This window comes from Nocardia sp. NPDC051832 (assembly GCF_040681285.1).
In the GTDB taxonomy this organism is placed as follows: domain Bacteria; phylum Actinomycetota; class Actinomycetes; order Mycobacteriales; family Mycobacteriaceae; genus Nocardia.
In genome coordinates this window covers 113825-139200 of record NZ_JBFAYL010000005.1, presented here as the reverse complement: position 1 = coordinate 139200, position 25376 = coordinate 113825, and the positions used below count along the sequence as shown (strand labels likewise).

General features: G+C 69.3%; 25 protein-coding genes. 13 read left to right on the top strand and 12 right to left on the bottom strand.

Features of this window, described 5'->3' with window-relative positions; all coding sequences use genetic code 11:
• Window positions 1-297: 297 nt before the first annotated feature.
• Window positions 298-864 (bottom strand): hemerythrin domain-containing protein, encoded by a 567-nt coding sequence (locus tag AB0M14_RS30245; RefSeq protein ID WP_365000877.1) that lies wholly within the window; start codon window positions 862-864, stop codon window positions 298-300.
• A gap of 171 nt (window positions 865-1035) precedes the next feature.
• On the opposite strand from AB0M14_RS30245, the gene AB0M14_RS30240 reads away from it, so the two are divergent.
• Window positions 1036-2271: a glycosyltransferase gene (locus tag AB0M14_RS30240; protein ID WP_365000875.1), complete on the top strand. Its 1236-nt coding sequence runs from the start codon at window positions 1036-1038 to the stop codon at window positions 2269-2271.
• A 41-nt stretch (window positions 2272-2312) separates the two neighbouring features.
• On the opposite strand, the gene AB0M14_RS30235 is transcribed toward AB0M14_RS30240, so the two are convergent.
• A complete protein-coding gene (locus AB0M14_RS30235; RefSeq protein WP_365000872.1) occupies window positions 2313-2849 on the bottom strand; it encodes a DUF6328 family protein in 537 nt (178 codons plus the stop codon).
• A gap of 94 nt (window positions 2850-2943) precedes the next feature.
• On the opposite strand from AB0M14_RS30235, the gene AB0M14_RS30230 reads away from it, so the two are divergent.
• From AB0M14_RS30230 to AB0M14_RS30200, 7 genes are all read left to right on the top strand, one after another.
• Window positions 2944-3534 (top strand): hypothetical protein, encoded by a 591-nt coding sequence (locus AB0M14_RS30230; RefSeq protein WP_365000869.1) that lies wholly within the window; start codon window positions 2944-2946, stop codon window positions 3532-3534.
• Window positions 3535-3798 (top strand): BON domain-containing protein, encoded by a 264-nt coding sequence (locus tag AB0M14_RS30225; protein ID WP_365000866.1) that lies wholly within the window; start codon window positions 3535-3537, stop codon window positions 3796-3798. It abuts the gene before it with no gap.
• 5 nt (window positions 3799-3803) lie between these two features.
• A complete protein-coding gene (locus AB0M14_RS30220) occupies window positions 3804-4547 on the top strand; it encodes a metallophosphoesterase (RefSeq protein WP_365000863.1) in 744 nt (247 codons plus the stop codon).
• Between the two features lie 70 nt (window positions 4548-4617).
• Window positions 4618-4902 (top strand): hypothetical protein, encoded by a 285-nt coding sequence (locus AB0M14_RS30215; protein ID WP_365000860.1) that lies wholly within the window; start codon window positions 4618-4620, stop codon window positions 4900-4902.
• The gene (locus AB0M14_RS30210) at window positions 4902-5354 is read left to right on the top strand and encodes a hypothetical protein (protein WP_365000857.1); all 453 of its coding nucleotides are present in this window, start codon (window positions 4902-4904) and stop codon (window positions 5352-5354) included. Before AB0M14_RS30215 ends, AB0M14_RS30210 begins: the two co-directional genes overlap by 1 nt.
• Before the next feature lie 24 nt (window positions 5355-5378).
• Window positions 5379-5696 carry a hypothetical protein gene (locus AB0M14_RS30205; protein WP_365000854.1) on the top strand — a complete coding sequence of 106 codons (318 nt, stop codon included), beginning with the start codon at window positions 5379-5381 and terminating at the stop codon, window positions 5694-5696.
• Window positions 5697-5933: 237 nt separating this feature from the next.
• On the top strand, window positions 5934-6917 hold the full coding sequence (locus AB0M14_RS30200) for a glycosyltransferase family 9 protein (protein WP_365000851.1): 984 nt from the start codon (window positions 5934-5936) through the stop codon (window positions 6915-6917).
• Window positions 6918-6994: 77 nt separating this feature from the next.
• On the opposite strand, the gene AB0M14_RS30195 is transcribed toward AB0M14_RS30200, so the two are convergent.
• Entirely contained in the window at window positions 6995-7243 is a 249-nt protein-coding gene (locus AB0M14_RS30195) for a CsbD family protein (RefSeq protein WP_365000848.1), read from the bottom strand.
• Between the two features lie 106 nt (window positions 7244-7349).
• Between AB0M14_RS30195 and AB0M14_RS30190 the strand changes: the two genes are divergently transcribed.
• The 4 genes from AB0M14_RS30190 to AB0M14_RS30175 all read left to right on the top strand — a co-directional run bounded on the left by AB0M14_RS30190 (window position 7350) and on the right by AB0M14_RS30175 (window position 11706).
• Complete coding sequence (locus AB0M14_RS30190; RefSeq protein ID WP_365000845.1) at window positions 7350-8855, top strand: FAD-dependent oxidoreductase; 1506 nt, start codon at window positions 7350-7352, stop codon at window positions 8853-8855.
• A 148-nt stretch (window positions 8856-9003) separates the two neighbouring features.
• On the top strand, window positions 9004-10527 hold the full coding sequence (locus tag AB0M14_RS30185; protein ID WP_365001998.1) for a hypothetical protein: 1524 nt from the start codon (window positions 9004-9006) through the stop codon (window positions 10525-10527).
• Window positions 10517-11116 (top strand): DUF305 domain-containing protein, encoded by a 600-nt coding sequence (locus AB0M14_RS30180; protein WP_365000842.1) that lies wholly within the window; start codon window positions 10517-10519, stop codon window positions 11114-11116. Before AB0M14_RS30185 ends, AB0M14_RS30180 begins: the two co-directional genes overlap by 11 nt.
• Before the next feature lie 62 nt (window positions 11117-11178).
• Window positions 11179-11706 (top strand): hypothetical protein, encoded by a 528-nt coding sequence (locus tag AB0M14_RS30175; RefSeq protein WP_365000839.1) that lies wholly within the window; start codon window positions 11179-11181, stop codon window positions 11704-11706.
• Window positions 11707-11721: 15 nt separating this feature from the next.
• Here the strand turns inward: AB0M14_RS30175 and AB0M14_RS30170 are convergent, their stop codons facing one another.
• From AB0M14_RS30170 to AB0M14_RS30130, 9 genes are all read right to left on the bottom strand, one after another.
• Complete coding sequence (locus tag AB0M14_RS30170) at window positions 11722-12393, bottom strand: FHA domain-containing protein (RefSeq protein WP_365000836.1); 672 nt, start codon at window positions 12391-12393, stop codon at window positions 11722-11724.
• Window positions 12393-13679, bottom strand: coding sequence for a VWA domain-containing protein (locus AB0M14_RS30165; protein WP_365000833.1), 1287 nt, complete (start codon window positions 13677-13679; stop codon window positions 12393-12395). Before AB0M14_RS30165 ends, AB0M14_RS30170 begins: the two co-directional genes overlap by 1 nt.
• Window positions 13680-13700: 21 nt before the next feature.
• Window positions 13701-14930, bottom strand: coding sequence for a PP2C family serine/threonine-protein phosphatase (locus tag AB0M14_RS30160; protein ID WP_365000830.1), 1230 nt, complete (start codon window positions 14928-14930; stop codon window positions 13701-13703).
• Window positions 14927-17338 carry a tetratricopeptide repeat protein gene (locus AB0M14_RS30155; protein WP_365000827.1) on the bottom strand — a complete coding sequence of 804 codons (2412 nt, stop codon included), beginning with the start codon at window positions 17336-17338 and terminating at the stop codon, window positions 14927-14929. The genes AB0M14_RS30160 and AB0M14_RS30155 overlap by 4 nt, the downstream gene beginning before the upstream one ends.
• The gene (locus AB0M14_RS30150) at window positions 17335-18555 is read right to left on the bottom strand and encodes a hypothetical protein (protein ID WP_365000824.1); all 1221 of its coding nucleotides are present in this window, start codon (window positions 18553-18555) and stop codon (window positions 17335-17337) included. The genes AB0M14_RS30155 and AB0M14_RS30150 overlap by 4 nt, the downstream gene beginning before the upstream one ends.
• Entirely contained in the window at window positions 18552-19514 is a 963-nt protein-coding gene (locus tag AB0M14_RS30145) for a glutamate ABC transporter substrate-binding protein (protein WP_365000821.1), read from the bottom strand. Before AB0M14_RS30145 ends, AB0M14_RS30150 begins: the two co-directional genes overlap by 4 nt.
• Entirely contained in the window at window positions 19511-20782 is a 1272-nt protein-coding gene (locus tag AB0M14_RS30140; RefSeq protein WP_365000818.1) for a hypothetical protein, read from the bottom strand. The genes AB0M14_RS30145 and AB0M14_RS30140 overlap by 4 nt, the downstream gene beginning before the upstream one ends.
• Before the next feature lie 108 nt (window positions 20783-20890).
• Window positions 20891-22783, bottom strand: coding sequence for a CocE/NonD family hydrolase (locus tag AB0M14_RS30135; protein WP_365000815.1), 1893 nt, complete (start codon window positions 22781-22783; stop codon window positions 20891-20893).
• A gap of 36 nt (window positions 22784-22819) precedes the next feature.
• On the bottom strand, window positions 22820-23695 hold the full coding sequence (locus AB0M14_RS30130) for an SDR family oxidoreductase (protein WP_365000812.1): 876 nt from the start codon (window positions 23693-23695) through the stop codon (window positions 22820-22822).
• A 139-nt stretch (window positions 23696-23834) separates the two neighbouring features.
• On the opposite strand from AB0M14_RS30130, the gene AB0M14_RS30125 reads away from it, so the two are divergent.
• Window positions 23835-25361, top strand: coding sequence for an aldehyde dehydrogenase family protein (locus tag AB0M14_RS30125; protein WP_365000810.1), 1527 nt, complete (start codon window positions 23835-23837; stop codon window positions 25359-25361).
• Window positions 25362-25376: the final 15 nt, after the last annotated feature.

Below are 25376 nucleotides of genomic sequence, written 5' to 3'. Positions count from 1 at the left end.
CGCGGGGTGTGAGCGGCGACAGAGGGAGTTCGCGTTCTGGGAACTCGTATCGCACTGCTCCCGCCGACCTAGCACCGAGCGTCTCCCCATCGAGGCGGTCGCTGTGAACCGGGGTCGGCTGTAGTCTCAACCTTTCCCAAGTCTGGCACGGCTGCTCTGTTCTGTACACAAAACCGGCCCGGCAGTTCGCCGGGCCGGAGTTGCCGAATATTTCCAGATGCGAATAACTAGGCCGGAACGGCCGCCGTCGGACGCTGCCAGTTGCGATGCTGGGCGACGTGCTCGGCTGAATACCGTTCAGCTGCTGGTCTTGTGCCGCCAATCGCGTACCGCGTCGCGGACCCGGTCGAACAGAGCCAGCGGCGGCCCGGCCGCCAGATTCGCCAGCGCCGACTCCCCGGCGCCCGGATGCGGACGGGTCGGGGCGACCGCCTCGGCGACCTTGACCGCGGTGGCGAGCCCGGCCCGCTCCTCCTTGGTGGTCTCCTGCAGCAGCTGCCCGAACTCCTCTTTCTCCTCGAGTTGGGAGTGCTCGATCACCGCTTCGGCGAACGCGTGGAACTTGGCGTCGAAATCGGGATGCTGCACGCCCAGGTCGTAGAGCTCGGCCAGCACGTGTTTGGCCTCTTCCTCTTCTTCGAGCCTGCTGTCGACGACGCTGTCGCTGACGTGCGCGCGCCGCGAGGTCGGGTGCACGACCTCTTCCTCGGCGGCCTCGTGAATGGCGAGCAGCCGGACCAGGTCCTCGAACGGCGGTCGCTTCTCCGCGCCGGTCGCGCCTTCGACCTGGGCAATCAGTTCTTTGATCTCGGTGTGCTGGTGCAGCAGCAGTTCGACGACATCGTGATCGTGTCCAGTGGTCATGGGTCTTCTCTCCTTGGTCGCGTCCCTACGGGGCTGTGGACGCTTCATTGCCCGCCTACCCCCGTCCACGCCGCTCACACCCGCCGCTGCCCAGCGCATGCCCGGGTTTGCCGCCGCAGTTCACTGGGCATAACCGCCACAGATCGTCTGCGCCGTTGATGGGAGTCCGCCGTGAAGATCGCGATGGTGGCCGAATGTGCTTCTCCGCTAACCGAACTCGCCGGCGGCGCCGCCAGCGGCCGCACGGTCGCGGTCGCGGCGCTGGCGGCGGCGCTGGTCCGGGCCGGGCACGAGGTCACGGTGTACACCCGGCGGCAGGACCCGCACACCCGCACCGAGGTCCCGGCCCGGGAGGGCTATCGCGTGGTGCACGTGCCCGCCGGGCCGCCGCGACCGCTGCCGCGGGACCAGATCCTGCCGCACCTGGGCGAATTCGGGACGTTCCTGCGCAAGCACTGGGCGCTGCGCCGGCCGGAGGTGGTGCACGCGCACTTCTGGATGTCGGCGCTGGCCGCCGAATTGGCCGCCCGCTCCCACGATCTGCCCGTCGTGGTGTCCTTCCACGGGCTGGGTACGGTGAAGCGGCGGTTCCACGGCTTGGCCGACACCAGTCCGCGCCCGCGCATCCGGTTCGAGCGGCTGATCGCCACCCGCGCCACCCAGGTGCTGGCCACCTGCACCGACGAGGTCACCGAGTTGACCCGGATGGGTGTGCCGCGCTTCCGGATCTCGGTGGTACCCGGCGGGGTCGACCTCGCCACGTTCACACCCGACGGTGGCGCGGCCGCACGCCGGCAACCGCACCGGGTGCTCGCGGTCGGAAGACTGGTGCGCCGCAAGGGATTCGACCTCGCGGTGCGCACCCTCGCCGAACTGCCGGACACCGAACTGGTGATCGCCGGCGGCGCTGTCGGCGACGACCTCGCCGATGACACGGAAACCCGCCGGCTGCGCCGCCTGGCCGTCGATTACGGTGTGGCGGAACGACTTCGAATGCTGGGTCCGGTCGCCCACGCGACGATGCCGCGCCTGTACCGCTCGGCCGACGTGACGCTGTGCACCTCCTGGTACGAGCCGTTCGGCCTGGTTCCGCTGGAGGCCATGGCCTGCGGGACCCCGGTGGTCGCCACCGCGGTCGGCGGGATGCTGGACACCGTGGTCGACGAGGTCACCGGAAGACTCGTCGCCCCACCGGAACCCGCGACCCTCGCGCGCGCGGTCCGCGGCTTGCTCGACGATCCGATGCGGCGCGAATCCTGGGGCGCGGCGGGCGTACAGCGCGTGCACGAGCGCTACTCCTGGGACCGCATCGCCACCGAAACCGTCGCCACCTACGAACGCGCCACGCCAATCCGCAGGACCCCCCTGCACCCGGCCCCGATGCCCGCCGTCGCCAACGCACGCTAGGCCCCGCCGTCACCCGGCATACTTGCGGCCGTAATCGAGCGCTAGCCCTCTTTCTCCGACAACTCAGCCGGGCCGGACTCGGAGTTCGCTCGCCACCGCCACGGTGTGAGCAGCCATGCGACGACAAACAAGAGTGCGAGGACAGCGCCCGCAATCACGCCCGCGTATGCCGCTTCGACGACGACCTCGAAGACCAGCACCACCGCGCCGGTGAGCGCGATGCCCAGCAGGGCCACGCCGATCATGGCGCACCGATGCGCCGCCGCGACCACGTTGCCCATGCGCTGCCGCCGGAACAGGATCCGATGCCAGGACACCGGCGCGACCAGAAACACCGTCGCTCCGACCGCGGTGGACACGGTGACCAGGTACAGCACCCGTAAGGGGCCTGAAAGATGCGCGAATCCCGATTGGAACGGCAAGATGAGCAGCGCGCTGATCAAGAACTGTATGCCGGTCTGCACGACCCGCAATTCCTGGATCAGGCTTTCCCAGTTCCGGTCGAGACGTTCTGTTTCGGTCTCGGACCGGGCGTGCGGGAAGCGGTCCTCCCCGGTTCGGTCGCCGTGCTCTCTCACCACAATCTCCTCCCCTGCTCGATCTCCAGGGGTAAAGGCGCAGATACCCATTTCGGCCGCGATTAACCGGGAAAGCGCCGGGTACCACCGCTCTATGGTCCCGACCACCGAAGAATTGCTGCACGCGCTGACCCGCACCGTCAGCACCCTGTCCGGCACCGATATCCGGTTCGCGGTGGCGGGTGGTTGCGCGGTGTATGCGCGGGGCGGGCCCATCACCCATCACGACGTCGATATCTTCGTCAAACCCGAGGACACCGGCGCGGCCGTGGCGGCGCTGGCCGCGGAGGGGCTGCGGGTGTGCGAGCCCGCCGAGGACTGGCTGACCAAGGTCTACGACGGCGACACCCTGATCGACGTGATCTTCCGTCCCAACAACCGCGATGTCACCGACGACCTGCTGGATCGAGCCGAGGAGATGCGGATCGGCGCGACCCGGGCGCCGGTGGTCAGCGGCACCGATCTGATGGTCGACAAGCTGCTCGTCTTCGACGCGCACCGGCTGGACCTGAGCCCGCTCCTGCACATCGCCCGGGATCTGCGCGAACAGGTCGACTGGAGCGCCGTGCGGCAGCAGTCCGAGCATTCGCCGTACGCGCGCGCCTTTCTCGGCCTGCTCGCCGACCTCGGGATCGCCGACACCGGAATCAGCAACGGGGGCAACCACATCGAGGGAGCCGAGTAGATGGAGACACCGCAATACCTTGTCGCGCACCTGCGCCGCGCGCTCGCCGAGGATCCGCGCACCTGCGAACTCGGCATCCACGTCACCATTCGCGGTGACGTGGTGGTGCTGGGCGGCGAGGTGAGCAGCGTGGAACGCAAACAGGCCATGGAGACGGTGATCCGCGAGCAGCTGCCGACGGCGCGCGTGCACAACGATGTCCATGTCACCCCGCCCTGCGCCCCCGAGGGCGCCGAAGACCTCTCCGCGCCCGAAAGGAGCTGAGCCCCATGCGAATCGCGGCCGTGGGGGATATACATCTGGGCGCGGAATCGGCCGGCGAGCTCCGGCCGGTGCTGCGCGAGCTGCCGCTGCGCGCGGATGCGCTGCTGCTGGCCGGGGATCTGACCCGGCACGGCACCCTCGACGAGGCGCGGGTGGTGGCCGGTGAGGTTGCCGACCTGGGGTTGCCGGTGGTCGCCGTACTGGGCAACCACGACCACCACAGCGACCAGCAGGACGAGATCACCCGCCTGCTCTGCGACCACGGCATCACCGTGCTCGAAGGCACCTCGATCACCCTCGACATCGGCGGCCGCACCCTGGGCATCGCCGGGTGCAAGGGCTTCGGCGGCGGCTTCGCGGGCAAATGCGCCAGCATCTTCGGCGAACGTCTCATGCGCGAATTCGCCGGGCACACCGTGGATGTCGCCGAGTCGCTGCGCAGCGCGCTGGCCGATCTGGACACCGATGTGACGGTGGTGCTCACCCATTACTCCCCGGTCAGTGACACCTTGCACGGTGAACCGCCGGAGATCTACGCCTTCCTCGGGTCGTACCTGCTGGGCGAGCCGATCGACGAATTCCAGGTGGATCTGGCACTGCACGGGCACGCGCACGCGGGCACCGAACGCGGCACCACGCCCGGCGGCATCCGGGTGCGCAATGTGGCCGAACCGGTGATCCGCGCGGCCTACGCGATCTACCAGCTCGAGCCCGCCCCGGTCCCGGGCGTGCTGGCCGGCACTGATTGATCGCGCCGAACCCGGGTATCGCTGCCAAAGCACACCTGTTCGACAGTTCGGCCAGAAAAGGAGCTTCCGCATGGTTGGCGAGCAAGATTTTCCGGATCATGAACGCACCACCCGCAGTCATGCCGGTGAAACGCTCGAGGACACGCGCAATTGGCCCGGAATAGTGCTTGTGATGCTGGGCATCGTCGGCCTCGCGCTGACGGTGACGGCCGCGGGTTATGGATTCGCGGGCTGGGCGATCATCGGCGGCATCGCCACTGTTGTCTGCCTGGCTGTCGGCACGTTCCTCGTTTTCGCCGAGCATCGCCGGGTCCGTAAGGAAGAAACTGCCGCCTCCGACGATCGCGGGCACTGATGAACGTTCGCCTCTGGTGTTCGCTGCTTGCGGCGGGCGGGTTTCTGCTCGCCGGCTGCGGGAACACCCTGCCCGGTGGCGATTCCGAAACTCCGGTCGGCCCCGCCACCCCCACCCAGCCGAAATTCACGATCACCTTCAATTCGACCACGCCGCGCAGTTCGCAGATCCCGAATCCCGATCAGATCACCCCGGAAGCGGCGAACCAGCTGTGCGGAATGTTCCGCGACGAGCTCGGGGAATGGAAATCCCAGGGGTCGGTGCTGGCCCGGGTCGGTTTCAACGGCACGGTGCACAACTGGGCGCTGCGCAACGGCGGCCTGAACGACTTGATCGTGCGGGACCGGACCGTGGTCGATACGGCCACCGGCGCCGCGTGCCCGCAGACGCGTGACGAAGTGCTCGAAGCGCTCGATGTCCCCGATCTCGCCTCCGGCCTGGCCGGATTCTGATCCCTTCAGCCACAGGAGAATTCGATGAAGTTCAGCACCCTGACCACCGCGGCGGTCGCCGGTTTGGCCGCGGCCGCCCTGTTCGCCGCGGGTTGCGACGAAGCCGAGAAGGCCGTGAACAAGGGCGGCGAAACACCGTGCAGCGAATTCACCAAGCAGGACAAGGACAAGCAGCGCACCACGGTCGCGAAGTTCCTGGAGCAGGAACAGGGCGGCGACGTCCCGAACGACCAGACCGTCGACCGCTCGCTCACCGCGATCGAATTGATGTGCGGCGCCCAGGCCAACCCCGACACCCCCATCAACAAGGCCGACCTCACCGGCATCCTCGTGCCCAAGTAGAGATCTGCGCCACACCCCGTTTCGCGCGGATTCGCCGGGATATCACCGGAGTACGTATCGCCGCCTCCGGCCCGCTCGACATCGGCGTCGAGCGTCGAAACCCGCACCACCAGGACGTTTCTCGCCCCGGGGGGTACGGAGCCGGCGGCCGGCTCGCGGACGGGGACGCCGACGCTGCCGCCCTCGTCCGCGAGTTCGCCTGGGCGCCAGAGCTCGACCCGCCGGGAGGCGTTGCTGATGTCCCACACCGCAGAGCCGGCCGTCACCCTGATCCTGCGAGCCCGCGGCCTGGGCGGGCTGCTCACCGCGCTGCCCGCCCTGCGCGGTCTGCGTGCCGCCCGTCCGCATCACCGCCTGGTGCTCGCCGCTCCCGGCTGGTTGCGCCCGATCGTCGATATGACCGGCTGCGTGGACGAGTTACACGCCACCCCGATCCTGGGTGACCTGCGCTGGAACGCGCCGCCGCCGACCAGCGCGGTGAACCTGCACGGGCCCGGCCCCGAAGGTCTCGCCGACCTGTACGCGACCGACCCCGAGCAGCTGATCACCTACCGGCACCCGGACTTTCCGCTGGTACTCGGCCCGGACTGGCCGGACGGCCGGCACGAGACGATGCGTTGGTGCACACTGCTCGAATCAGCGGGGATACCCACGGATCCGGGCGCTATCGAGCTGGATCCGCCGCCCGAGGCGCTCGGCCAGCGCACCCACGTCGTCCTGCATCCGGGCGCGAATTCGCCCGCGCGGCAATGGCCGGCCGAGCGCTTCGCGACCGTGGCCTCGCGCTTGCGGGCGGCCGGGCACCCGATTCTGGTGACCGGCACCGCCACCGAACTCCCCCTGGCCCGCTATGTGGCCGAGCACGCCGGATTGCCCGCGAACTCGGTAGTGGCAGGCGAACTCACCGTGCAGCAGTTGGCCGCGACGGTCGCGGGCGCGGCGCTGGTCGTGTGCGGCGACACCGGAGTCGGCCACCTGGCCACCGCCTTCGGCACGCCGTCGGTCCTGATCTTCGGACCGAACTCCCCGGCCGATTCGGGTCCACCGCCCGAGCGCTCGGCGCATATCGCATTGTGGGCCGGGCAGCTCGGTGACCCGCACGCGCCCGAACCCGGCCCGGGCCTCCTCCAGGTCAGCGCCATGGAGGTCATCGATGCCGCCGAACGACAATTGACCATCGCCCGCCGGCTGCCGACCATGGAAAACAAAATCGTCCAGTAATAAATCCAAAAGAAAAGGCCGCCCGGATTATTCATCCGGGCGGCCTGATCAATTATTCGGTTGCCGTTGTTCGGCGATTATTCCTGCCCGCGCTGGTAAGCGCGCTGGCGCTGCTCGTCGACGCCGGCTTCCGCACGTTCCTTTTCGGCCGCCGCTTCCTTCCGCGCCGCTTCGCGCTGCGCACCGGCCTTGTCCTGCTGGGCCTTGCCTTCATCCCGCAGATCATCGTTACCGAAGACTGTGCCGGTGGTCTCCTTGACCTTGCCCTTCACGCCTTCGACAGCGCCTTCAATACCTTCGCGGGGACCACTCTTATGTTCGGTCACGATATCTACCTCCGAAATTTCGGTTATCAGGTGGACATATGCCGTCTACCCGGCGATGCGGGGCCCAATCAGGTGTGACCGAGTTTTTTCTGGATATCACCAGGTTATGACGTCATTTTGGATGAACGACGCCGAGGTGCCGGCGCGGCTGCGGCTCACCCCGGGTCTGCGCTTCGACACGGTCGTGATCGGCGGCGGGCTGACCGGCCTGGTGACAGCGCTGCTGCTGGCCGAGAACGGCGTGCAGGTGGCGGTGCTCGAAGGCCGTCGCGTCGGCCTCGGCACCACCGGCGCCACCACGGGCAAAGTCAGTCTGCTGCAGGGCATTCGAGCGCAGGAGATCCTGCGGCATCATTCGGTGCGCACACTGAGCCGGTACGTCGAGGCCAATCGCGACGGCCAGCAGTGGCTGCTGCGCTTCTGCGCCGAACACCAGGTCGCGCACCAGCGGGCCGCGGCGCTGACCTACGCGCAGACCGACCGTGAGGTGCGGGCCGTACACGCCGAATACGAGGCCACCCGCAAGGCCGGACTGCCGACCGAGCTGGTCGAGAACCTGGACGTGCGGTTCCCGACACACGGTGCGGTCCGCCTGGCCGATCAGGCACAGCTCGATCCGGTGGCGCTGCTGGCGGCACTGGCCGCCGAGGTGGAGGCGCACGCCGCGCCCATCTACGAATCCACCCTGGCCACAGGCGTGCACCGCGGATCCGACGGCGACCTGGTCATCGACACCGAGCACGGCGAGATCGCCGCGCACACCGTCATCCTCGCCACCGGCACCCCGATCCTCGATCGCGGCGGCTTCTTCGCCCGGCTCACGCCGCAGCGCTCCTACCTAGCGGCTTTCCGTGTGCCCGAACAGCTTCCGCACGAGATGTTCCTCAGCGCGGGTGCGCCGACGAAGTCGCTGCGCTACACCCCCACCCCGGACGGCGAGGTCCTGCTGGTCGGCGGCAACGGCCACGCGGTCGGCCGCACCGACTCCGCGCTGGCACACGCCGACGCGCTGGTCGACTGGACGCGACGCTGGTTCCCGGATGCCGAACCGCTACAGAGCTGGTCGGCGCAGGACTACCACCCGGTCGGCGAGCTGCCCTACGCCGGGCCGCTGCTGCCCGGGCAGGACCGGATCCTGATCGCCACCGGATATGCCAAGTGGGGCTTGACCAATGGCGTCGCCGCCGCGCTCGCGCTGGCCGGACGACGCACCGGCAAGCCGCCGGGCTGGGCCGGAGTGTTCGACAGCTGGAATCCCAGCGAGCTGAAGTCCTGGTTCCCCGCCGCCCGCGCCAACGCGGCCGTGGCACAACAGATGTCGGCCGGGTGGCTGCTCCGGTTGGCGAGCGGGCCGGGCGTTGCCCCCGACGAAGGGTGCGGGCGGGTGGAACGCCATGGCCTGAGCCCGACGGCGGTGTGCACGGTCGACGGGACGACCACCGAGGTATCGGCGGTGTGCCCGCATCTGTACGGGATCGTGCGCTGGAACGACGCGGAGAAGTCCTGGGACTGCCCGCTGCACGGGTCGCGCTTCGCGCCGGACGGGACGCTGCTGGAAGGTCCCGCGACCGAGGGACTTTCGCCGCGGGTGGTGCCGCGGCCCGCGCACTGAGGCCGCACTGACACAGAATTCCGCCAATTGCCTCGAGAACAGACCGCTCAGTTGTAACGTGTTCTAGATCCGTCGCCCAGGGGTTACCGAGTGGCGCGGCGGGTGCGTAACACCTGACTCTGGGAGGGGTTCTGTGGCTCGACTGTCGATGCTGACTGCCGCTGTGGCGCTTGCTGTTTCGTGTACCGCGCTCGCGCCGGGAACCGCCGGGGCGGCGGTCTACAACTGGCCCGAGATCGAGCAGAACGCGGTACCGCGCGCCGAGTGCGGGCCGGGCTCGCTGCCGGAAACCGGTGTGCAGGGCGATGTTCCAGCCGACGACCGGCTCAGCGGCCGCAGCGCCGCCGGGTATCGCTGCAACACCTCCTTCGTGGGCGGGTTGCAGCAGCAGGGCGGCGGGACACTGTCGGCGGTGTACGACCACTGCTCCTACACCGGCACCTTCTTCCCGGGCAATCTGCTCAATGCGGCCGCCCCCGGCGTGCACGTCATCGACGCGTCCGATCCCGCGAACCCGGTGCAGACCGCCAGCCTCGACGAACCGGCCATGCTCGGCGGGACCTGGGAGAGCCTGAAGGTCAACACCACGCGAAAACTGCTGGCCGCCACCGCCGTTCCGGTCACCACCGGCACCGCGTACTTCTCCATCTACGACATCTCCGACTGCGCGCGTCCGCGACTGCTGAACCCCGGGCCCGGCACCGACCTGACCATGCCGCTGCCGTTCATGTCGCACGAGGGCGGCTTCTCCCCCGACGGCAACACCTACTGGGCGACCAGCACCAGCCCCGGCCTGGTCACCGCCATCGATGTCAGCGATCCGTCGAATCCGCGCGTCATCTGGCACGGCCTGCAATCGCTGACCGCGCACGGGTTCGGGATCAGCCCCGACGGCAACACCATGTATCTGTCCATCCAGAACGGGATCAATATTCTCGACATCAGCGCCATCCAGCGGCGCGACCCGTATCCCGTGGTGCCGCAGATCGCCACCTATCACTGGGGCGACGGCTACTTCAATCAGCAGGCGGTGCCGGTCACCTATGCCGGGCGTCCGCACATCTTCGTCGGCGACGAAGCCGGTTCCGGCGGCGTGAAACTGATCGATGTCACCGATCCGGCCCGGGCCGTGCGCAAGATTACCGTCAAACTCGAGATCAACACGCCCGCCCGGATCGCCGAGCACGCCCGTTCGGCCGCGGGTAGTCCGCTGTTCTCCTACGACGCACACTATTGCGTCGCCGACCGGCCCAACGATCCGACCGCGCTGGCCTGCAGCTGGCTCGGGTCCGGGATCCGGGTGTTCGATGTGCGCGATCCTGAGGACATTCGCGAGATCGCGTACTTCAATCCGCCCGCGCAAACCGGAAAAGCCTTCCAGCTGCCCAATTCGGTGAACTCCGACCTGGCCTTCGTCGGCGTGCCGGTGTGGAATTTCGTGCCGCTGGCCCGCGAGATGCTCAACGGCAAACTCCAGCCGGGACAGGCGCTCGGGCCGCGCTCGGGCATGGTGACCAAGAACGACATGTCCGCCGACATGTGCCTGTCACCCCCGGTGTTCCGGGGCACCCAGATCTGGACCACCTGTAGCGACAACGGGTTCCTGATCTTCGAGCTGGAGAACGGCGTCTACACCCCGCCCGCCGATCAGGAGCCGACCATTGGCGCGTAAGCACCTCCTGCTCGCGGCGGCGTGCCTGATAGCCGGTGCGGCGCTGGGATTCTGGTGGCAACCGGCGTCGTCCGGCGATACCGCGCCGGTCCTGTCGCAGGTCGATATCGGCTTCGCCCAGGACATGGCGGTGCACCACGAGCAGGCCGTGCTGCTGGCCCGCTCGCTGCCCGCCGACGCGAGCCCGCAGATCCGCGGGATCGCCGAACGCATCGTGCTCGCCCAGACCGGTGAGATCGCGCAGCTGCGCGGCTGGCTACAGCTCTACGACCTGCCGCTGACCACCGCGACGCCGATGCGCTGGATGGCGCACCGGCACGAGCACGGTGGCGCGCCGATGCCCGGCCTGGCCTCGACCGCCGAGATCACCAGACTGGCCGGGTCGCGCGGCGTCGAGGCCGAGATCTTGTTCCTGCAGTTGATGATCCGCCACCACTACGGCGGCATCGACATGGCGCAGGCCGCCTTCAACACCGGCTCGAACGCGGCGGTCAAGCGAGTGGCGCTGGATATGGTGAATGAACAGGGCAACGAGGCCGGCCAGATGACCGCGCTGCTCACCGCCCGCAACGCCCAGCCGCTGTCCTGATTGTAGGGTGGCAGCAGCGCCGGAGCATGTCCGGTCGCCGAGCGAACGAAGGGACAGCGGGGATGTCGGAAACCTCGGTCGAGGTGCTCCTGGACGACTTCGAGAACAAGGACAATTGGGATGTCGCCGGCGCGGGCGCCGATCGCAGTCATCTCACGACGTTCGCCGAAGGCGCTCCCAACAAGGAACTTCGAACCTACGTCGACGGCCGCGCCGGCGCCGACCACCGTGCCCTGGTCCTGCTGATCAAGTCGGCCGCCGACGACCTCGAGGTCGACCTGGTCACCAAGTCCGGTGAATCCTTCGCCGTCCCCGGCCGGTTGGCGGCCCTGAACCTCTGGGTCCGCTCCCCGCACGCCTCGATCCGCCTCTTCGCCAGCCTCGGCAGCACCGACGGCGCCACCCGCGAAGTACAACTCGGCAAGGTCACCGCCAGCGCCGAATGGCAGCACATCAAACACCAGCTCGACACCCCCATCGACGGCGCCAACCTCAAGGGCCTCAAGATCCGCCTGATGGCTGTCACCAAGCAAACCGGCGAACTGATGATACTGCTGGACGACCTCACCGCCCGCACCACGGGTAACTAGCCGACGAACTTCCGCCTAGCCGCGACTGAGAGTGATGGTTGTCCACGCGCCGACATGGATTCGGTCGCCGGGATGGACCGGGACCGCGGCGTTCTTGGGGATGTCGTCCTCGGAGTCGTTGAGGCTGGTGCCGTTGGTCGAGCCGAGATCGGTGATGGTGGCGGCATCGTTGCTCAGGTGCAGCGTGGCGTGCGCGCGGGAGACGCCGGCGTCGGCAGGTGGGATGCCGAGGTCGATATCGGGGTTCAGGCCCTGAGAGACGCTGTGTTTGCCGATCAGGATGTCGCTGCCGTGCAGGGTGATTCGGCGTTCCGGAAAGTAGGCGGGGAAGTCGACCTGGTCGGCGTCGGGGCCGTTGCGGGCTTGGACGCGGTCGTAAAGGGCGCGGTCGGCGGTGACGGTGGCAATCCAGGCGAGCGCGGGGGCCCGGGGTTCGACGACCGCGGGCTCGACCAAGGTGGGCGGCGGGCCCACCAAAGTACCGCCCGCGGCGGTCTTTCCGGCTGCGCCCAGGACGAAGTCGTAGCCGCACACTTCGCAGAAGCGGCTGCCGGCGCCCGGAGTCGCGCACTCCGGGCAGGCCGCCGCCGTGGGGGTTCCGGCGTGCGACGGCTGCCCGATCTGGGTGCCGCACTCGTCGCAGTAGTCGGTCGATACCGAGGAGTGCCCGTCGGGACAGATAACCATCAGGACTTCTTCGGCGGAATCCGGACGGTCTTGACCGAGCGGGCCTCGAGGGCCTTCTCGTCGAACGCCTCGACCTTGGTGCGCAAGCGCACGGTGCCGTCGCGTTCGACGTCGACGACATTGCGCAGCAGCTTGGCGGTTTCGGCGTTGCCGGCCTGGGTGGCCAGTTCCACCGCGCGGCGCAGCTTGGCGGTCGCGGTGTCCACGTCGCCGTTCTTGCGGGCTTCCAGGCCTTCCTGGACCGCTTGCGCCAGCTCGGCCTGATCGGTGTATTTCGCTACGCGGTCACTGATCCGGGCCGACAGTTCGGTGTCCTCGGTCCACACCGCGCGCACCAGCCCCTTGCCGACCTCCTGATCCCCGGCGAAGACGGTGACCCGCGCGGCGGCCTTCTCCCGGCCGGGCGCGGCCGGCTCCACCCGCACCTGCAGGTGGTATTCGCGTTCCTCCGCACCCCAGGAACCGAGCGGGAAATCCCGCACCTGCGGGCTGTTCTCGACCTGCAACCCGGTCAGGTCGACCACCGCCGGGCTGACCTGCTTGACGTAGTTGACCGTGGCCCCCGCCGGCGTCCACACCCGAAGCGTCAGTTCGGGAATCGCCTTGGCCAGCGAACTCTGCATCATGGCGGTGAAATCGGCGGCCAGCTCTTCGCCCTGCTCCACCACGTCGGTGCTGCCGTGCAGCGCGTTGGAGATCATCTGCATTTCCTTGACCACGTAGTCTGCGCCGACTCCCCGGCAGTCGCAGGTGAACAGGCCTTCGGACAGCTTGATCTCGGCTTTGAGGGTTTCCTCTTCCTCGTGCTCGTTCTTGCCGTCGGTGAGCAGGATGGCGTGCACCATCGAGCCCTCGTGCTTCTTGGCGAGCTGGCGGGCCAGCCCCAGCCAGGTGCCCATCGCGGTCCCACCGGACGGCCGCAGTTTGTCCAGCTGCCGCCGCGCCGCCGCCACGTTCTGCCGGGTCGCGGGGAGCGAAGGGTCGTCTTTGGGAAAGATCAAGCGCGCCTTGGCCGTGCCCTCGATGATGGCGAAGCGGGTGCCTTCGGGCAGTACGTCGAGCGCGGCCAGGGTGGCCTCGCGCGCGCCTTGGAATTTGCGGCCGGTGGCCATCGAACCGGAGCAGTCGATGATGAGGATCTCGACCCGCTCCGGCGGCGGTTCGGCGGCCACGAAATCCGCTCCCGCTTCCACGGTGACGATGGCGTCGACCGTGTCCGCGCCCTCGGCCAGATACTCGTTCTGGTCGACGGCGACCGCAATGCCGTTGTTCTCCACGGAACTCACAGTGTTCACTCCTGGTGTAGCTCAGGTGATGGGTGCCAGTGCGACAGTGATGTTGTCGCGCCCGCCGCTGCGCAACGCGAATTCGACGAGTTCGCGGGCGGCGGGCATACGTTCGGCCACGGTGGCGATGGCGGCCAGGTCGCCCGCGCCGGGCCGGTAGTTCCACAGGCCGTCGCTGCACAGCAGCAGCACGCCGGGACCGGTGGTGGTGAAGGTGCCGACGCAGCTGTCGGCGGCGGGTTCGGCGCCGGAATCGGCGCCCAGCCACCGCATCAGGTGGTGGGCGCGCGGATGCTGCATGGCGGTTTCGTCGTCGGTGCCGAAGTCCACGAGGGTCTGGGCGTAGGAGTCGTCCTTGGTGAGGCGCTGGGACGGCGGGCAGACCGACGCCGAGGATTCGGTGCGCAGCCAATATGCCCGGCTGTCACCGATGTTGGCGTGCGCGATCTCGAACCGGCCGGTGCCGTAGCCCCGCACGATCGCCGAGACATAGGTGCAGGACGGCGCGTGGCCGTTGGGTTTGGCGATCGCCCGGACCGCCTTGGTGGCGGCGATGAGCCCGGCGTAGACGGCCTCTTCCAGGGAGTCACCGTCGGCGAGCGCGCTCAGGCAGCCGTCGACTCCGGCGCGCACGGCCGCGCCGGAGGCGGCCTGCGGGTCTTCCGAGGAGGAGACGCCGTCGCTCACCACGATCACCGTGGTGCCGGGCATACCGCCCGGCCCGTCGATGACCGCCGCCGCGACCGAGTCCTCATTGCGGGAATGGCTGAGCCCGCGGTCGGTGGCGAGATACACCGCACCCAGATCGGCCTCGAAACGGTCCGGCTGGGAACGCAATTGGCCGCAGCCACGGCAGTAGCCATCGCTGTCGTGGTCCGACCCGCCGCAGCTCTCGCACTGCGACGGCCCGGCTTGCCCGCCCGCTTCGTCCACCGGCCGCGGCAGCGCCACCCGGCGCGCGCCGATCTCCTGCCCGCATTCCTCGCAGTAGCGATCCTTGGCGCCCACCGGGGCCTGACACTTCGGGCAGGTGCCGGCGCGCCCCCGGGCCGCGGGCAGGTGCAGGGGCTCGGTAGGCAGAGTGCCCGCGGTAGTCGTGTTCAAGTCGGCGCTCACAGTGGGGATCGAATTGGGCAGGGACGGTTCGGTGGTGGCCGCGGCGGGCGGGTCGGCCGAGGCGGCTCCGGGCACAGCCGGGTCGGCGGCCGTTGGGTTGGTCGCGGCTGCGTCGGGCCGCCGGTCGGCGCTCATAGCGTGGTTCTCGGTCGGACGCCGTTGGCGCGGTCGACCATCTCGAAACGCGCCCACATATCGGGGGTTTCGTGGGCCAGGTCGCGGTAGCAGCGCTCCAGGCCGGTGCGCACGCCTTCTTGGTCGAACGCCGCGCCGAGCAGTGGCGTGTGATCGGCGGGAGCTTTCCCCGCGGTCAACCAGCTGAGGGCCGCGTCGAGCACTTGCATGCGCACCTGGGCGCGACGGCGGGTGGAATCTATGGTGAGGGCTGCCACGCGCGCTCCCGTTTCCCGCAACACTTGCTCGGAGAGATCGTCCGGGCCGCGATCGGCGAGTTGTGTTGTCACAGCGGCGATCCGGGCCTCGGTGTAGAGCGCCGAGGACGGCTCGACCTGGTCGAGCACGCCCACCGCGCCGTCGCGGTCACCGCCGTGCCGGCGCAGCCTGGCCAGGCCGAACGCGGCGCTGACGTAGGCGTGATCGGTGCGCCACACCAGCTCGTAGTACCGGGCCGCCTGGAAGCGATCCGCGGGTACGCCCGCCATGTGCGTATCCCCTTCTTCCGCAGCCGAACCGTTGGCGTCGCGCCGGGCCGCGGCGGCGTGCACCGCGAGTTCAGCGACCGCGGCCAGCGCCAGTTTCGGGGCGGGTTCACCGGGCAGCGCGGCATAGACGGCGTCGAAATCGCCGTAGGCGTCCCGGTAGTCCCCGGCCAGCAGCCGGGCCTGGCCGCGATACCAGGCCAGCCGCCAGTCCCCGGGCAGCGTGGTGGCCAGGTCGTCGATGCGGCGGAACGCGTCGTCGTAGTCGCCGATGTCGAGGGCGGCCCGGACCAGGCGCAGCGGGATCTCCACGGATTTCTCGCCCGTGGTGACCACCGCCTGCAAGCCCGCGGTGAACGCCGGTTCCAGTTCCGCCGGCGCGGTGCCGCCGGTGGTGGCCAGCAGCGGGGCGCCGCTGTCGCCGGGGTCGACCAGCGGAACCGGCAGCGCCGCGATGATCTCGGCGGGTTCGATCACCGAGTCCGCGCCGATGCCGAAGACTCCGCGCGGCGGCCCGAAGAACGCCGACATGCCCGGACGCGGCACGCCGTCGTCGGTGGCGAGCACCTCGCGCAGCACGCCGGTCAGCTGATCGGTCATCTCCTCGGTGGAGGGGAAACGGGCGTCGGCCTCGGCGTCGGTGGCGCGCAGCAGGAACCGGTGCAGCGAGTCGTACCGCGCCAGCAGCGCTTCCTCGGCAGGGTCGGGCAGCGGGCCGAGAATGCCGTCGCGCAGACCCAGGCGCAGCATCAGCACGGCCAGCGTGCGCCCGACGGTGTAGATCTCGGTGGCGACCGTCGGGCCGGTCTGGGCGATTTCCGGCGCCTGATACCCGGGCGTGCCGTAGATCGGGCTCGACTCGTCGTCCATCGAGATGACCGCGCCGAGGTCGATCAGTTTGAGGTGATCCTCGGACTGGATCATGTTGTCGGGCTTGAAATCACAGTAGGCCAGCCCGTTGGCGTGCAGGTATCCCAGCGCGGGCAGCATGCCCAGGATGTAGGCGATGGCCTGCGGCGGCGGCAGGTGCCCGCCTTCGGCGTCGCGGTGCCGGCGCAGGATCTGCTTGAGCGAGGTGCCGCCGACGTACTCCATCACGATGTAGCCGACCGCGATGCCGTCGTCGCCGACGTGCTCGACGAAGTTGAAGATCTTGACGATGCTGGGGTGCTCGACCTCGGCGAGGAACCGCTTCTCCGCCAGCGCCGCCTTCATGGCGTCCTCGTCACCGGAGTTCAGCAGGCCCTTGAGCACCACCCACCGGCCGCCCACATTGTGGTCCACGGCCAGGTAGATCCAGCCGAAACCACCGTGGGCCAGACAGCCTTTCACCTCGTACTGACCGCCGACGCGATCACCGGCGACGAGTTTCGGGGTGAAGGAGAACTTCGTGCCGCAGTGCGGGCAGAACCCCTCGGCGCGCCCCGGCCGGCCCTCGCGGCTGCGCCCGACCGCCCGGCCGCAGCTGCCGCAGAACCGTTTGTCCTCGGCGACTTGCGGATCGGCCAGGATCGCTGCGAGCGGGTTCACCTTCGGCTGACGCGGCATCTCCACCAGACCGCCACCCAGGCCGCCGCGCTTGCTCTGACTCGACGACGACCGGCCGGTGCGCACCGAGCGCGAGGATCGGCCGCTACCGGTCGAGGCCTCGGTCGTCGGCATCGTCGAGGAGGTGACCGGCAGGCTCGGCGCGGCGCCGCAGACATCGCAGTAACCGTCGGAAATGCCGCCGCCGCAACCGGGTTCGGCGCAGGCCTGGCCTTCGGTCGGTGCGGTCGGCGGCTGGGCCGACTCCTGGGTCATGGCCGCCGAGGGCGCGGTGCCACAGCGGTCGCAGTAGCCGTCCTCGACGGTGCCGCCGCAACCGGGTTCGGTGCAGGTCATCGCGTCTTCCCCGCTTTCTTCTCCCCGATCAGCTGCTGATAGTCGGCGACGGCACGGGTGACCGCCGCCAGGTCGCAGGGGTTGCGGGTGAGCAGCCCGGCTGCGATCTGATAGGCCGCCAGCACTTCTCGATCCTCGCTGATGCCCAGCCGCGCGGCTTTGGCTTGATAGGCCCCCAGGCGGCCCCGCAGTTCCGCGCGGCGATCCAGCAAGCCCTGGGCGAGGGCCTCGTCGGCTTGCGCGGCGGCGGTGGCGTCGGCGATGCGGGCCCGCAGGCCGTGTAAAGCCACCGCCGGGACGGCGTTCGCCGCGCCGGCGACGCGGCCATCCGGCTGCGCGGCTGCCAGCTTGGACAACTCGGCGCCGAGCATCGGGGCCTGGTCCGGCCGCGCGGGCAGCGGCGCGGTCACGATGCGGCGTTCGGCCTCGGCTTTCAGCTGCGCGGCCCGATCCCTGGTCGTACGCAACAACTCCCAGTGCCGCCGGGTCTCGGCGACGGCGGCGGCCCAATCCTTGGTGATCGCGTTGAGCTCGGTGAGCACCGCCGACTGCCGGCGCACCGCGGCGCTGATCTCGGCGATGCGCGCGTCGATCTCGCTGCCGGTGAGCGAGAGCGGGTCGGTGCCCGCGCGCCGCATCAGGGCGTCGATATCGGCGGCCACGGCCCGGAATTCCGGTGTCACCCCCTGGGCGAGCTCGACCTGCGCCTGCAACGGGCCCAGCCCGGCGACCACCCGGTTGTTGACCGCGTCGACACCGTCCAGGAATTCGGCGATCCGCGGGAAGGTGGCGCGCATACGATCCAACGTATCGGCCAATCCGACGAACAGCACGTGTTCGCTGGGACCGGTGAGCGAGCGCTGCGCCATCGGGATCGGGGTGCGCCCCGCCTCGTGCGGGCGGCCGCGCAGCAACTGCGTCAACTCGACCCGGGCACGGTCGTCGACCCGGCCGCGGGTGCCGCGCAGGGTGCGGGCCTGGTCCAGGATGGCCTTCATCCGGCCGTGGTCCTCCCACATCAGATCCAGCGCCTGCCGGATCGGCTCCCAGCGCTCGGCGGTCAGCCCGGCCGGCGGGAAATGCCGGAGCAGGTTCAGCCCGGGATGATTGTCCAGCTCCAGCAGGGTGCCGGTGATGGCCTCGAATTGTCGGGTGCGGTCGGCGAGTTCGCGATCGATCTCGGCGACGCTGAGCGGGAGCACGGCAGCGGCCCTCACTCGCTGTACCGGGTCGGCGGCGGACCCGGTGACGGGCCGAGCTGCGAAAGATGTTTGGCGTAGATGCTTTCCCAGCTGCCGTCGGTGCGCAGCCGCTCGATCACGCCGTTGACGAAACGCACCAGCTCGGGGTTGTTCTTGGCGATCCCGACCGCGTAAGCGCCGCTGCCGATCGACTCGCCGAGCACCGCGAGGTGGCGGTCCTGGGCGACCAGGCCGTGCAGGATCGGCTCGTCGGCGCTGATCGCGTCGACGTGGCCCTGCTGCAACGCGGCCAGGCAGTCGGTCCAGTTGGTCACCCCGAGCACGGTCAACCGGACCGGCAGGGTGAACAGCGGGCCCGCGGCGGTGGTGCCGCTGGCGACGCAGACCCGTTTGCCCGCCAGGTCGGCGCTGCCGCGGATACCGGAGTTCTTGGGCGCGGCGATGCGTTGCGTCGCACGGTAGTACACGCCGGAGAAGTCGACGTCGCGGCGGCGCTGGCAGGTGGCGGAGAAGGTGCGCACGATCAGGTCGACCTGCCGGTCGCGGAGGGCGGTGATGCGTTCGGCCGCTGTCACCGAGCGCAGTTCGACCTTGCCGCGATCACCGAAGAGGCTGTAGGCGATCTCGCGGGCGACGTCGATGTCGAAACCTTCGAGTTCGCCGGTGGTCGGGTTGCGAAACCCGAACAGGTAGGTGTTCTGGTCGACGCCGACGCGGACCCGGCCGTTGGCCACGATCGCGGCCATCGGGGAACCGGCGGGCATCGCGCCCGGCTGCGGCAGCGCCCTGGGGGTCAGGCTGGTTTCGGCGTCGCACTCCCCCTCGGCTTGCGGCGGGGTGGTGATCGGGGTCAGTTCCGGCGGTGTCGGATTGACCGCGGCCATCGTGGTCATATCCGGTACCGAGGAGTCGGCGCCGCAGCCGGCCAGCAACAAGGCCACGCCCAGCAGCGGCGCCAGAGCGCGGGACCTCACAGGAACTCCTTCACACGCGGCCACAGACCGATGATGACGGCCGCGGCCGCGAACAGCATCAAAAGCAGTGTGGCCGAGGGACTGTAGGACAGGGCGTCACCGGCGGAGTCGACGCCGCCGCGCAATTCGCCGCGGACAGCGGTGAGCTCTTTGCGCAGCGACTCGTCCAGGCCGGCGAACTTGGTGGCCGAGGTTTCGGCGCCGCGGCCGATGGCCTGGTCCACCGCCTCGGTGAACTTCGCCGCCTGATAGGCCTCGACCTGTTTGCGATGCCCGGTGTTCCAGCTCTGGAAGCGCTGGGAGGCTTCGGAATCGGCGCCGGTGACCGCGGTGAGCCGATCCCGCAGCGCCGTGGTGTGCTGGGTGAAGGTTTCCTCGCCTTCGGCGATGTCGCCGCGGGTGATCAGCTGCAAGGTTTCGGCTGTCCGCGCCTGCTGCGCGAGAATCCGGGCTTCGGCCAGGGTCTCGAACCGGTTCGCGGCCCCCGCCTCGCCGCCGTCCAGCGCCGACCCGGCCAGCGAGGTGGCGACCACCACCCAGATCATCGCCAGCACCGTCGCGCCCGCGGCGGCGGCGAGCCCGAGGTTGAACCGGCGGTTGGTGCGTTCGAGCAGCACGTACGACCCTGCGCCGCAAGCGATCAGCACCAGCAGCAGCAACCCGAGGGTGCCCCACGGCAGCGCCCCGATCCGGCCCTGTTCGGCGTTGACCGCGGCGAACCGGTCGGTGCTGAGCTTTTCGGCGTTCTTCAGCAGCGAGTCCTGCATGAGCGCCGAGGCTTCGCGCAGGTAGGCCGAGCCGACCGGGAACCCCTGCCGGTTGTTGGCCCGCGCCGTCTCGACAAGCCCGGTGTAGGCCGGTAATTCGGCGCTGATCCGGGCGACGATCAGCCGGGTTTGCTCGTCATTGGCGCCGACGGTGGCATCGGCCAGTGCGGCGGCCGCGTCGGCCAGCGCCGTCTGGTAGCGGACCCGCACGTCGGGGGCTTCGATACCGCCGGAGAGAAAGGCCTCGGCGGCGGCGGCGTCGGCGGCCGAGAGCGAGACGTAGAGATTCTGCGCGGCGTAGGCCAGCGGCTCGGTGCGATCCAGCGCCGTCTCGTGCCGGGATATCTTGCCGCTCAGCGTATTCGCGCTGGTGAACCCCGCGAGCAGGCACAATGTGACGACGACGAGCACGACGACGCCGATCGCGCCTGGCGTCGTGCCGGCGAAGCGCCGCAACCACAGCGCGGCATTGCGTACCGCCGCTGGTAGGCGAGGTCTCACACCGTCCCCCCTTCATATCCCGGCCGGTGTCTCCGCTCGCGATAGTACGTCAGGCGGTACCCGCGCGCCGCGCTATTTTTTCGCAAGCGGACAGGAGCCGGGCGGGGGTTATTTCGGCGCGCTCAGGTAGCTCAGGTAACTGGGACGCTCCGGGTCGAGAAGGATTGCCTGGCCCCGGATCTGGCGCTGCTTCCAGGGCGCGATGAAGTGGCGGGGGAAGCTGCTCCGGCTGACCGAGACACGTAAGCGGTGCCCGGCGCGCAGCAGCACCTCGGTGGGGTTGATCTCGATATCGATGTCGAAGGGCTCGCCGGGGGTCAGTGGTGCGGCGGTGTCGGCGGTGAGAGTGTGCAGCGGGAAGAGGAGTTCGCCGTCGACGTAGTAACTCTGCTCGGGATCGGTGGCGCGCAACGACGACAGGAGCGCCCCGCGGGTGATCGGCACCGAGGCGCCGTCGGGGTGCACGGCACAGACGGTGACAGCCCAGAAAGCGTCGGTGCCATCGGCTTCGGCGCGCAGATGCAGATTCATCGGGCCGGTGAGCACGGTGTCGGCGTCGAAGGGGGCGCTGGTGAACGTGACCGCGGTTGCTTCGTTGCGGCGGTCGTCGTTGCCGAAGGCGCGGCCGAACAGCAGGGCGATGCCCATGCTCATGACCGCGGTGTTGCCCGAGGCCGCGCTGCCGCGTCCGGCGGGCAGCGGCAACCGGTACTCGACATCGACCGGACTGTCCGCCAGGCCGGCGTCGGCGGCGGCATGCGCTGCGGCGCCGGTGCTTTCGCCGGTCAGGTAGAGCCTGCCGACCCGCGCCCGCGGATCCGGGAAGCTGTCGCGGCGCACCCAGGCCCCATCGCCCTGGCGGCGCACGGTGATCGGCCCGTAGCCGTCGATGCCGTTGTCGATGCCCTTGACCCACTTGTCGAAGAACGCGCATTGCAGTTCGTCGAGGGCCTGCGGATTGCCCTGATCGCCGAACCCCGAGCCCGGCGTCAGGTGATAGGAGTCGTCGACGAGCACCTGCTTCGGGCCGCCGGGCACCGGAATGCGGTCGTAGAGACGGAAATTGGAGCGGTTGTAGACATCGTGCCAGCCGCCGTGGATCCAGGTCGGCACGGTGATGTCCTCGTACTTGCACAGCCGGGCCGCCCACATCGGGTTCAGATACCCGTCCTCGTGTTCCTCGGTGAACGCCAGCCGCAGCGCCCGCCCGAGCCAGCCGGTGCTCCCGATCGTCCGGTCCCGCAAGAACTTTCCCGCGATTCCGGCGCGCACCAGCCCGGGCAGCGCCGGGAGCCATTTACCGCCGTTGACCGCGAGCATCCAGACAATGATGCCCGGCGTCGGAACCCCGCCGGTGAGCCCGAGTTCGCGCACCGGGTTCTCCCCCGCCTCGATCGCGAAGCAGGCCTTCACCCCCTCGGCCCGCTGGCCCGCGGTCAGCAGGGCCGCGATAGCGCCATAGGACAGGCCCTGCACCGCGACATCGCCGTTGCACCACGGCTGTTCCCGCACCCACCGCACCACTTCGACATAGTCGAGCTGTTCCCGCGGGCTGAAGAAATCCCAAGTGCCGGTGGAACTTCCGGTGCCGCGCACGTCCACCATCAAACCGACGTAACCGCGCGAGACGGCGGTGCGGTTGACGGCGAAGGGTTCCAGCACGCCGCCGGCGGGCGTGCGCAGCACATCGCGGCCGGTCATCCGGGTGCGGTCGGAGGGCTCCAGCCGACCGGCCAGCCCGCGCAGCAGGGTGTTCCACCGCATGCCGTGCCGGTTCAGCATCTTGTTGTAGGCGGTGAAGTTGATGATCGCGGGCAGCGGTTCGCCGGTCGGCCCGGAACGGTCGCCGGGGCGCAGGATATCGGCGGTGAGCACCGCGCCGTCGGACATGACGATCGGAACGGTGTTGCGCCCGAACAGTTTCGGGTACCGCACCGGCCCGATCTCGAAGCGGGTATCCGGCGCCGCGGTTCCGGCGGTGGTGGACAACGGCTGACCCATGGCGACCCCTCGCGACGAACTGTCTCAGATGCCTGCCTATGGTGCGCGCACGACCCCCGGCTTGTCGAGGCTCGCTTTGTCCAGCACCCGGTGCATCCCCCAGTTCATGCCCCGCATGGCCAGGTTGTAGGTCAGCGGAAGATAGCGCTGCGCGTAGTAGCCGACCCGGATATCCGGCGAGGTGAACACCATGTACCGGTTGCGCTCGACGCCGCGCACGATGGTCTTGGCCGCCGCGTCCGGGGTGACCGCGTGCCGCAGGAACAACCCCATCGCCTTCTGCACCGCCTCGGCCTCCCGGTCCACGCCCGCGATATCGACGCTGTCCACCATGGGCGTCGCCATCGCGCCCGGGCACACCAGGCTCACGCCGATCTTGTGGCGGCGCAGGTCGAACCGCAGCACCTCCGAGACGCCGCGCAACCCGAATTTGCCCGCGCTGTAGGGCGCGTGCCAGGGCAGCCCGAACAACCCGGCCGCCGAGGAGACGTTCACCAGATGTCCGCCGCGCCCGGCCGCGATCATCGGCGGCAGGAATTCCTCGATCACGTGGATCGGGCCCATCAGATCGATATCGATGGTGCGCCGCCACTGCTGATGGGTCAGGCGTTCGACGGTGCCCCAGGTCGCGATGCCGGCCACGTTCATCACGATGTCGACGCTGGCCAGTTCGGCGTGCACCTTGGCCGCGAGCGCGACGACCGCGGCGTGGTCGCTGACATCGGCGGCTTCGGCCAGATGCACCGTGGCTCCGGCCGTGCGCAGCTCCGCGGCGGTACGCTGCAGACCTTCGTCGTCGATATCGGTGAGGACCAGGGCCGCGCCCTTGGCGGCGGCCGCCTGCGCGGTGCTGCGGCCCAGGCCGCTCGCCGCCCCCGTGATCAGGCAGCTCTTGCCGTCGAACTTCGTCATGGCTCGACCATAGCCGTTTACGAACATTGATGTCTATTTATGGCTGCGGGCGGGTCCGCCGGCCAAAAGCGCGCCGGGAGGACAGGGGTGGGAGAGCATGGAACCAGCCCGAACCATTCAGCGACAGTGGAGGTCTTCGATGACCACCGTGCACAGTGCCCACTCCATCCAGGTCCGTAATCCGGCCGACGGCGCCGTCGTCGGCGAGGTGCCCGATCAGGACCGCGATGCGGTCGAAGCGGCAGTGCTGGCCCTGCGGACGGCCCAGCGCGACTGGGAGGAGATCGGCCCGGCCGGACGCCGGAAATGGCTGCTCGCCTGGCAGGATTGGCTGATCGACAACTCCGCGCGGCTGTCCGAGGTGATTCGTTCCGAGACCGGAAAGCCGCGCGCGACCGCCGATATCGAGGTTCCCGCCGCCGTCGACCTCATGAAGTACTGGGCCAACAACGCGGCCGGGTTCCTCGCCGACGAGCACCCGAAACCACATAACCTGCTGGGCAAGACGAAACAGCTCACCACCTGCTACCGGCCCTATCCGGTGGTCGGCGTCATCACGCCGTGGAACTTCCCGCTGCTCAACGTGTGCTTCGACGCGCTGCCCGCGCTCATGGCCGGCGCCGCCGTCCTGGTCAAGCCCTCCGAGATCACTCCGCTCAGCGCCGTCGAGCTCGGCCGCGGCTGGACCGAAATCGGTGCGCCCCCGGTGTTCTCGGTCGTCACCGGCGCGGGCAACACCGGGCACGCGGTGGTGGAATCGGCCGACTACATCCAATTCACCGGATCCACCCGCACCGGCCGCAAGATCGCCGCGGCCTGCGGTGACCGCCTCATTCCGTGCAGTCTCGAACTCGGCGGCAAGGACCCGGCCATCGTGCTCGCCGACGCCGACCTGGACCGGGCCGCCAACGGCATCGCCTACGGCGCCATGTTCAACTCCGGGCAGGTCTGCATCTCCATCGAACGGGTCTACGTCGAGGCCCCGGTCTACGACGAGTTCGTCGCCAAGCTCACCGAGCGGGTCGCCGCACTCCGGCAAGGCGACGACGCCGAGCCCTACAGCACCGACATCGGCGCGATGGCGACTCCGGCGCAGCGCGACATCGTGCAACGCCACGTCGACGAGGCGCTGGCCGCGGGCGCGCGCACCACGGTCGGCGGAAAGTCCACGGGCACCGGCACATTCTTCGAGCCCACCGTGCTCGTCGATGTCGACCACAGCATGTCGTGCCTCACCGAGGAGACCTTCGGGCCCACCATCCCGGTGATGCGGGTCGCCGACGAGGACGAGGCGGTCCGCCTCGCCAACGACTCGGTCTACGGCTTGTCGGCCACCGTCTGGACCGGGGACAAACAGCGCGGCGCGCAGGTCGCGCGGCGGCTGGAGGCGGGCGCGGTCAATGTCAACGACTCCTTCGCCAACATGTTCAGTTTCGCGCTGCCGATGGGTGGGTGGAAACAATCCGGGATCGGCGCGCGCTGGGGCGGTGCGGCCGGTATCCGCAAATACTGCCGCCAGCAAGCGATCACGGTCCCCCGCATCCCCACCCAGAAGTCCGAGATCACCTGGTTCCCGGTGTCGAAGGTGCGGACCCGCGCGGTGATCACGCTGTTGCAGGGCATGGCCGCGCGCGGCAAGCGGCGGCTGCCGGGAGCGCGCTCCTGACGGCCGGCTAGGCGG

Excerpts from the sequence above, each read along its gene's own strand:
- AB0M14_RS30245 (WP_365000877.1), bottom strand. The coding sequence starts at position 864 with ATGACCACTGGACACGATCACGATGTCGTCGAACTGCTGCTGCACCAG.
- AB0M14_RS30230 (WP_365000869.1), top strand. The coding sequence starts at position 2,944 with ATGGTCCCGACCACCGAAGAATTGCTGCACGCGCTGACCCGCACCGTC.
- AB0M14_RS30225 (WP_365000866.1), top strand. The coding sequence starts at position 3,535 with ATGGAGACACCGCAATACCTTGTCGCGCACCTGCGCCGCGCGCTCGCC.
- AB0M14_RS30220 (WP_365000863.1), top strand. The coding sequence starts at position 3,804 with ATGCGAATCGCGGCCGTGGGGGATATACATCTGGGCGCGGAATCGGCC.
- AB0M14_RS30215 (WP_365000860.1), top strand. The coding sequence starts at position 4,618 with ATGGTTGGCGAGCAAGATTTTCCGGATCATGAACGCACCACCCGCAGT.
- AB0M14_RS30210 (WP_365000857.1), top strand. The coding sequence starts at position 4,902 with ATGAACGTTCGCCTCTGGTGTTCGCTGCTTGCGGCGGGCGGGTTTCTG.
- AB0M14_RS30205 (WP_365000854.1), top strand. The coding sequence starts at position 5,379 with ATGAAGTTCAGCACCCTGACCACCGCGGCGGTCGCCGGTTTGGCCGCG.
- AB0M14_RS30200 (WP_365000851.1), top strand. The coding sequence starts at position 5,934 with ATGTCCCACACCGCAGAGCCGGCCGTCACCCTGATCCTGCGAGCCCGC.
- AB0M14_RS30190 (WP_365000845.1), top strand. The coding sequence starts at position 7,350 with ATGACGTCATTTTGGATGAACGACGCCGAGGTGCCGGCGCGGCTGCGG.
- AB0M14_RS30185 (WP_365001998.1), top strand. The coding sequence starts at position 9,004 with ATGCTGACTGCCGCTGTGGCGCTTGCTGTTTCGTGTACCGCGCTCGCG.
- AB0M14_RS30175 (WP_365000839.1), top strand. The coding sequence starts at position 11,179 with ATGTCGGAAACCTCGGTCGAGGTGCTCCTGGACGACTTCGAGAACAAG.
- AB0M14_RS30170 (WP_365000836.1), bottom strand. The coding sequence starts at position 12,393 with ATGGTTATCTGTCCCGACGGGCACTCCTCGGTATCGACCGACTACTGC.
- AB0M14_RS30160 (WP_365000830.1), bottom strand. The coding sequence starts at position 14,930 with ATGAGCGCCGACCGGCGGCCCGACGCAGCCGCGACCAACCCAACGGCC.
- AB0M14_RS30155 (WP_365000827.1), bottom strand. The coding sequence starts at position 17,338 with ATGACCTGCACCGAACCCGGTTGCGGCGGCACCGTCGAGGACGGCTAC.
- AB0M14_RS30135 (WP_365000815.1), bottom strand. The coding sequence starts at position 22,783 with ATGGGTCAGCCGTTGTCCACCACCGCCGGAACCGCGGCGCCGGATACC.
- AB0M14_RS30130 (WP_365000812.1), bottom strand. The coding sequence starts at position 23,695 with ATGACGAAGTTCGACGGCAAGAGCTGCCTGATCACGGGGGCGGCGAGC.
- AB0M14_RS30125 (WP_365000810.1), top strand. The coding sequence starts at position 23,835 with ATGACCACCGTGCACAGTGCCCACTCCATCCAGGTCCGTAATCCGGCC.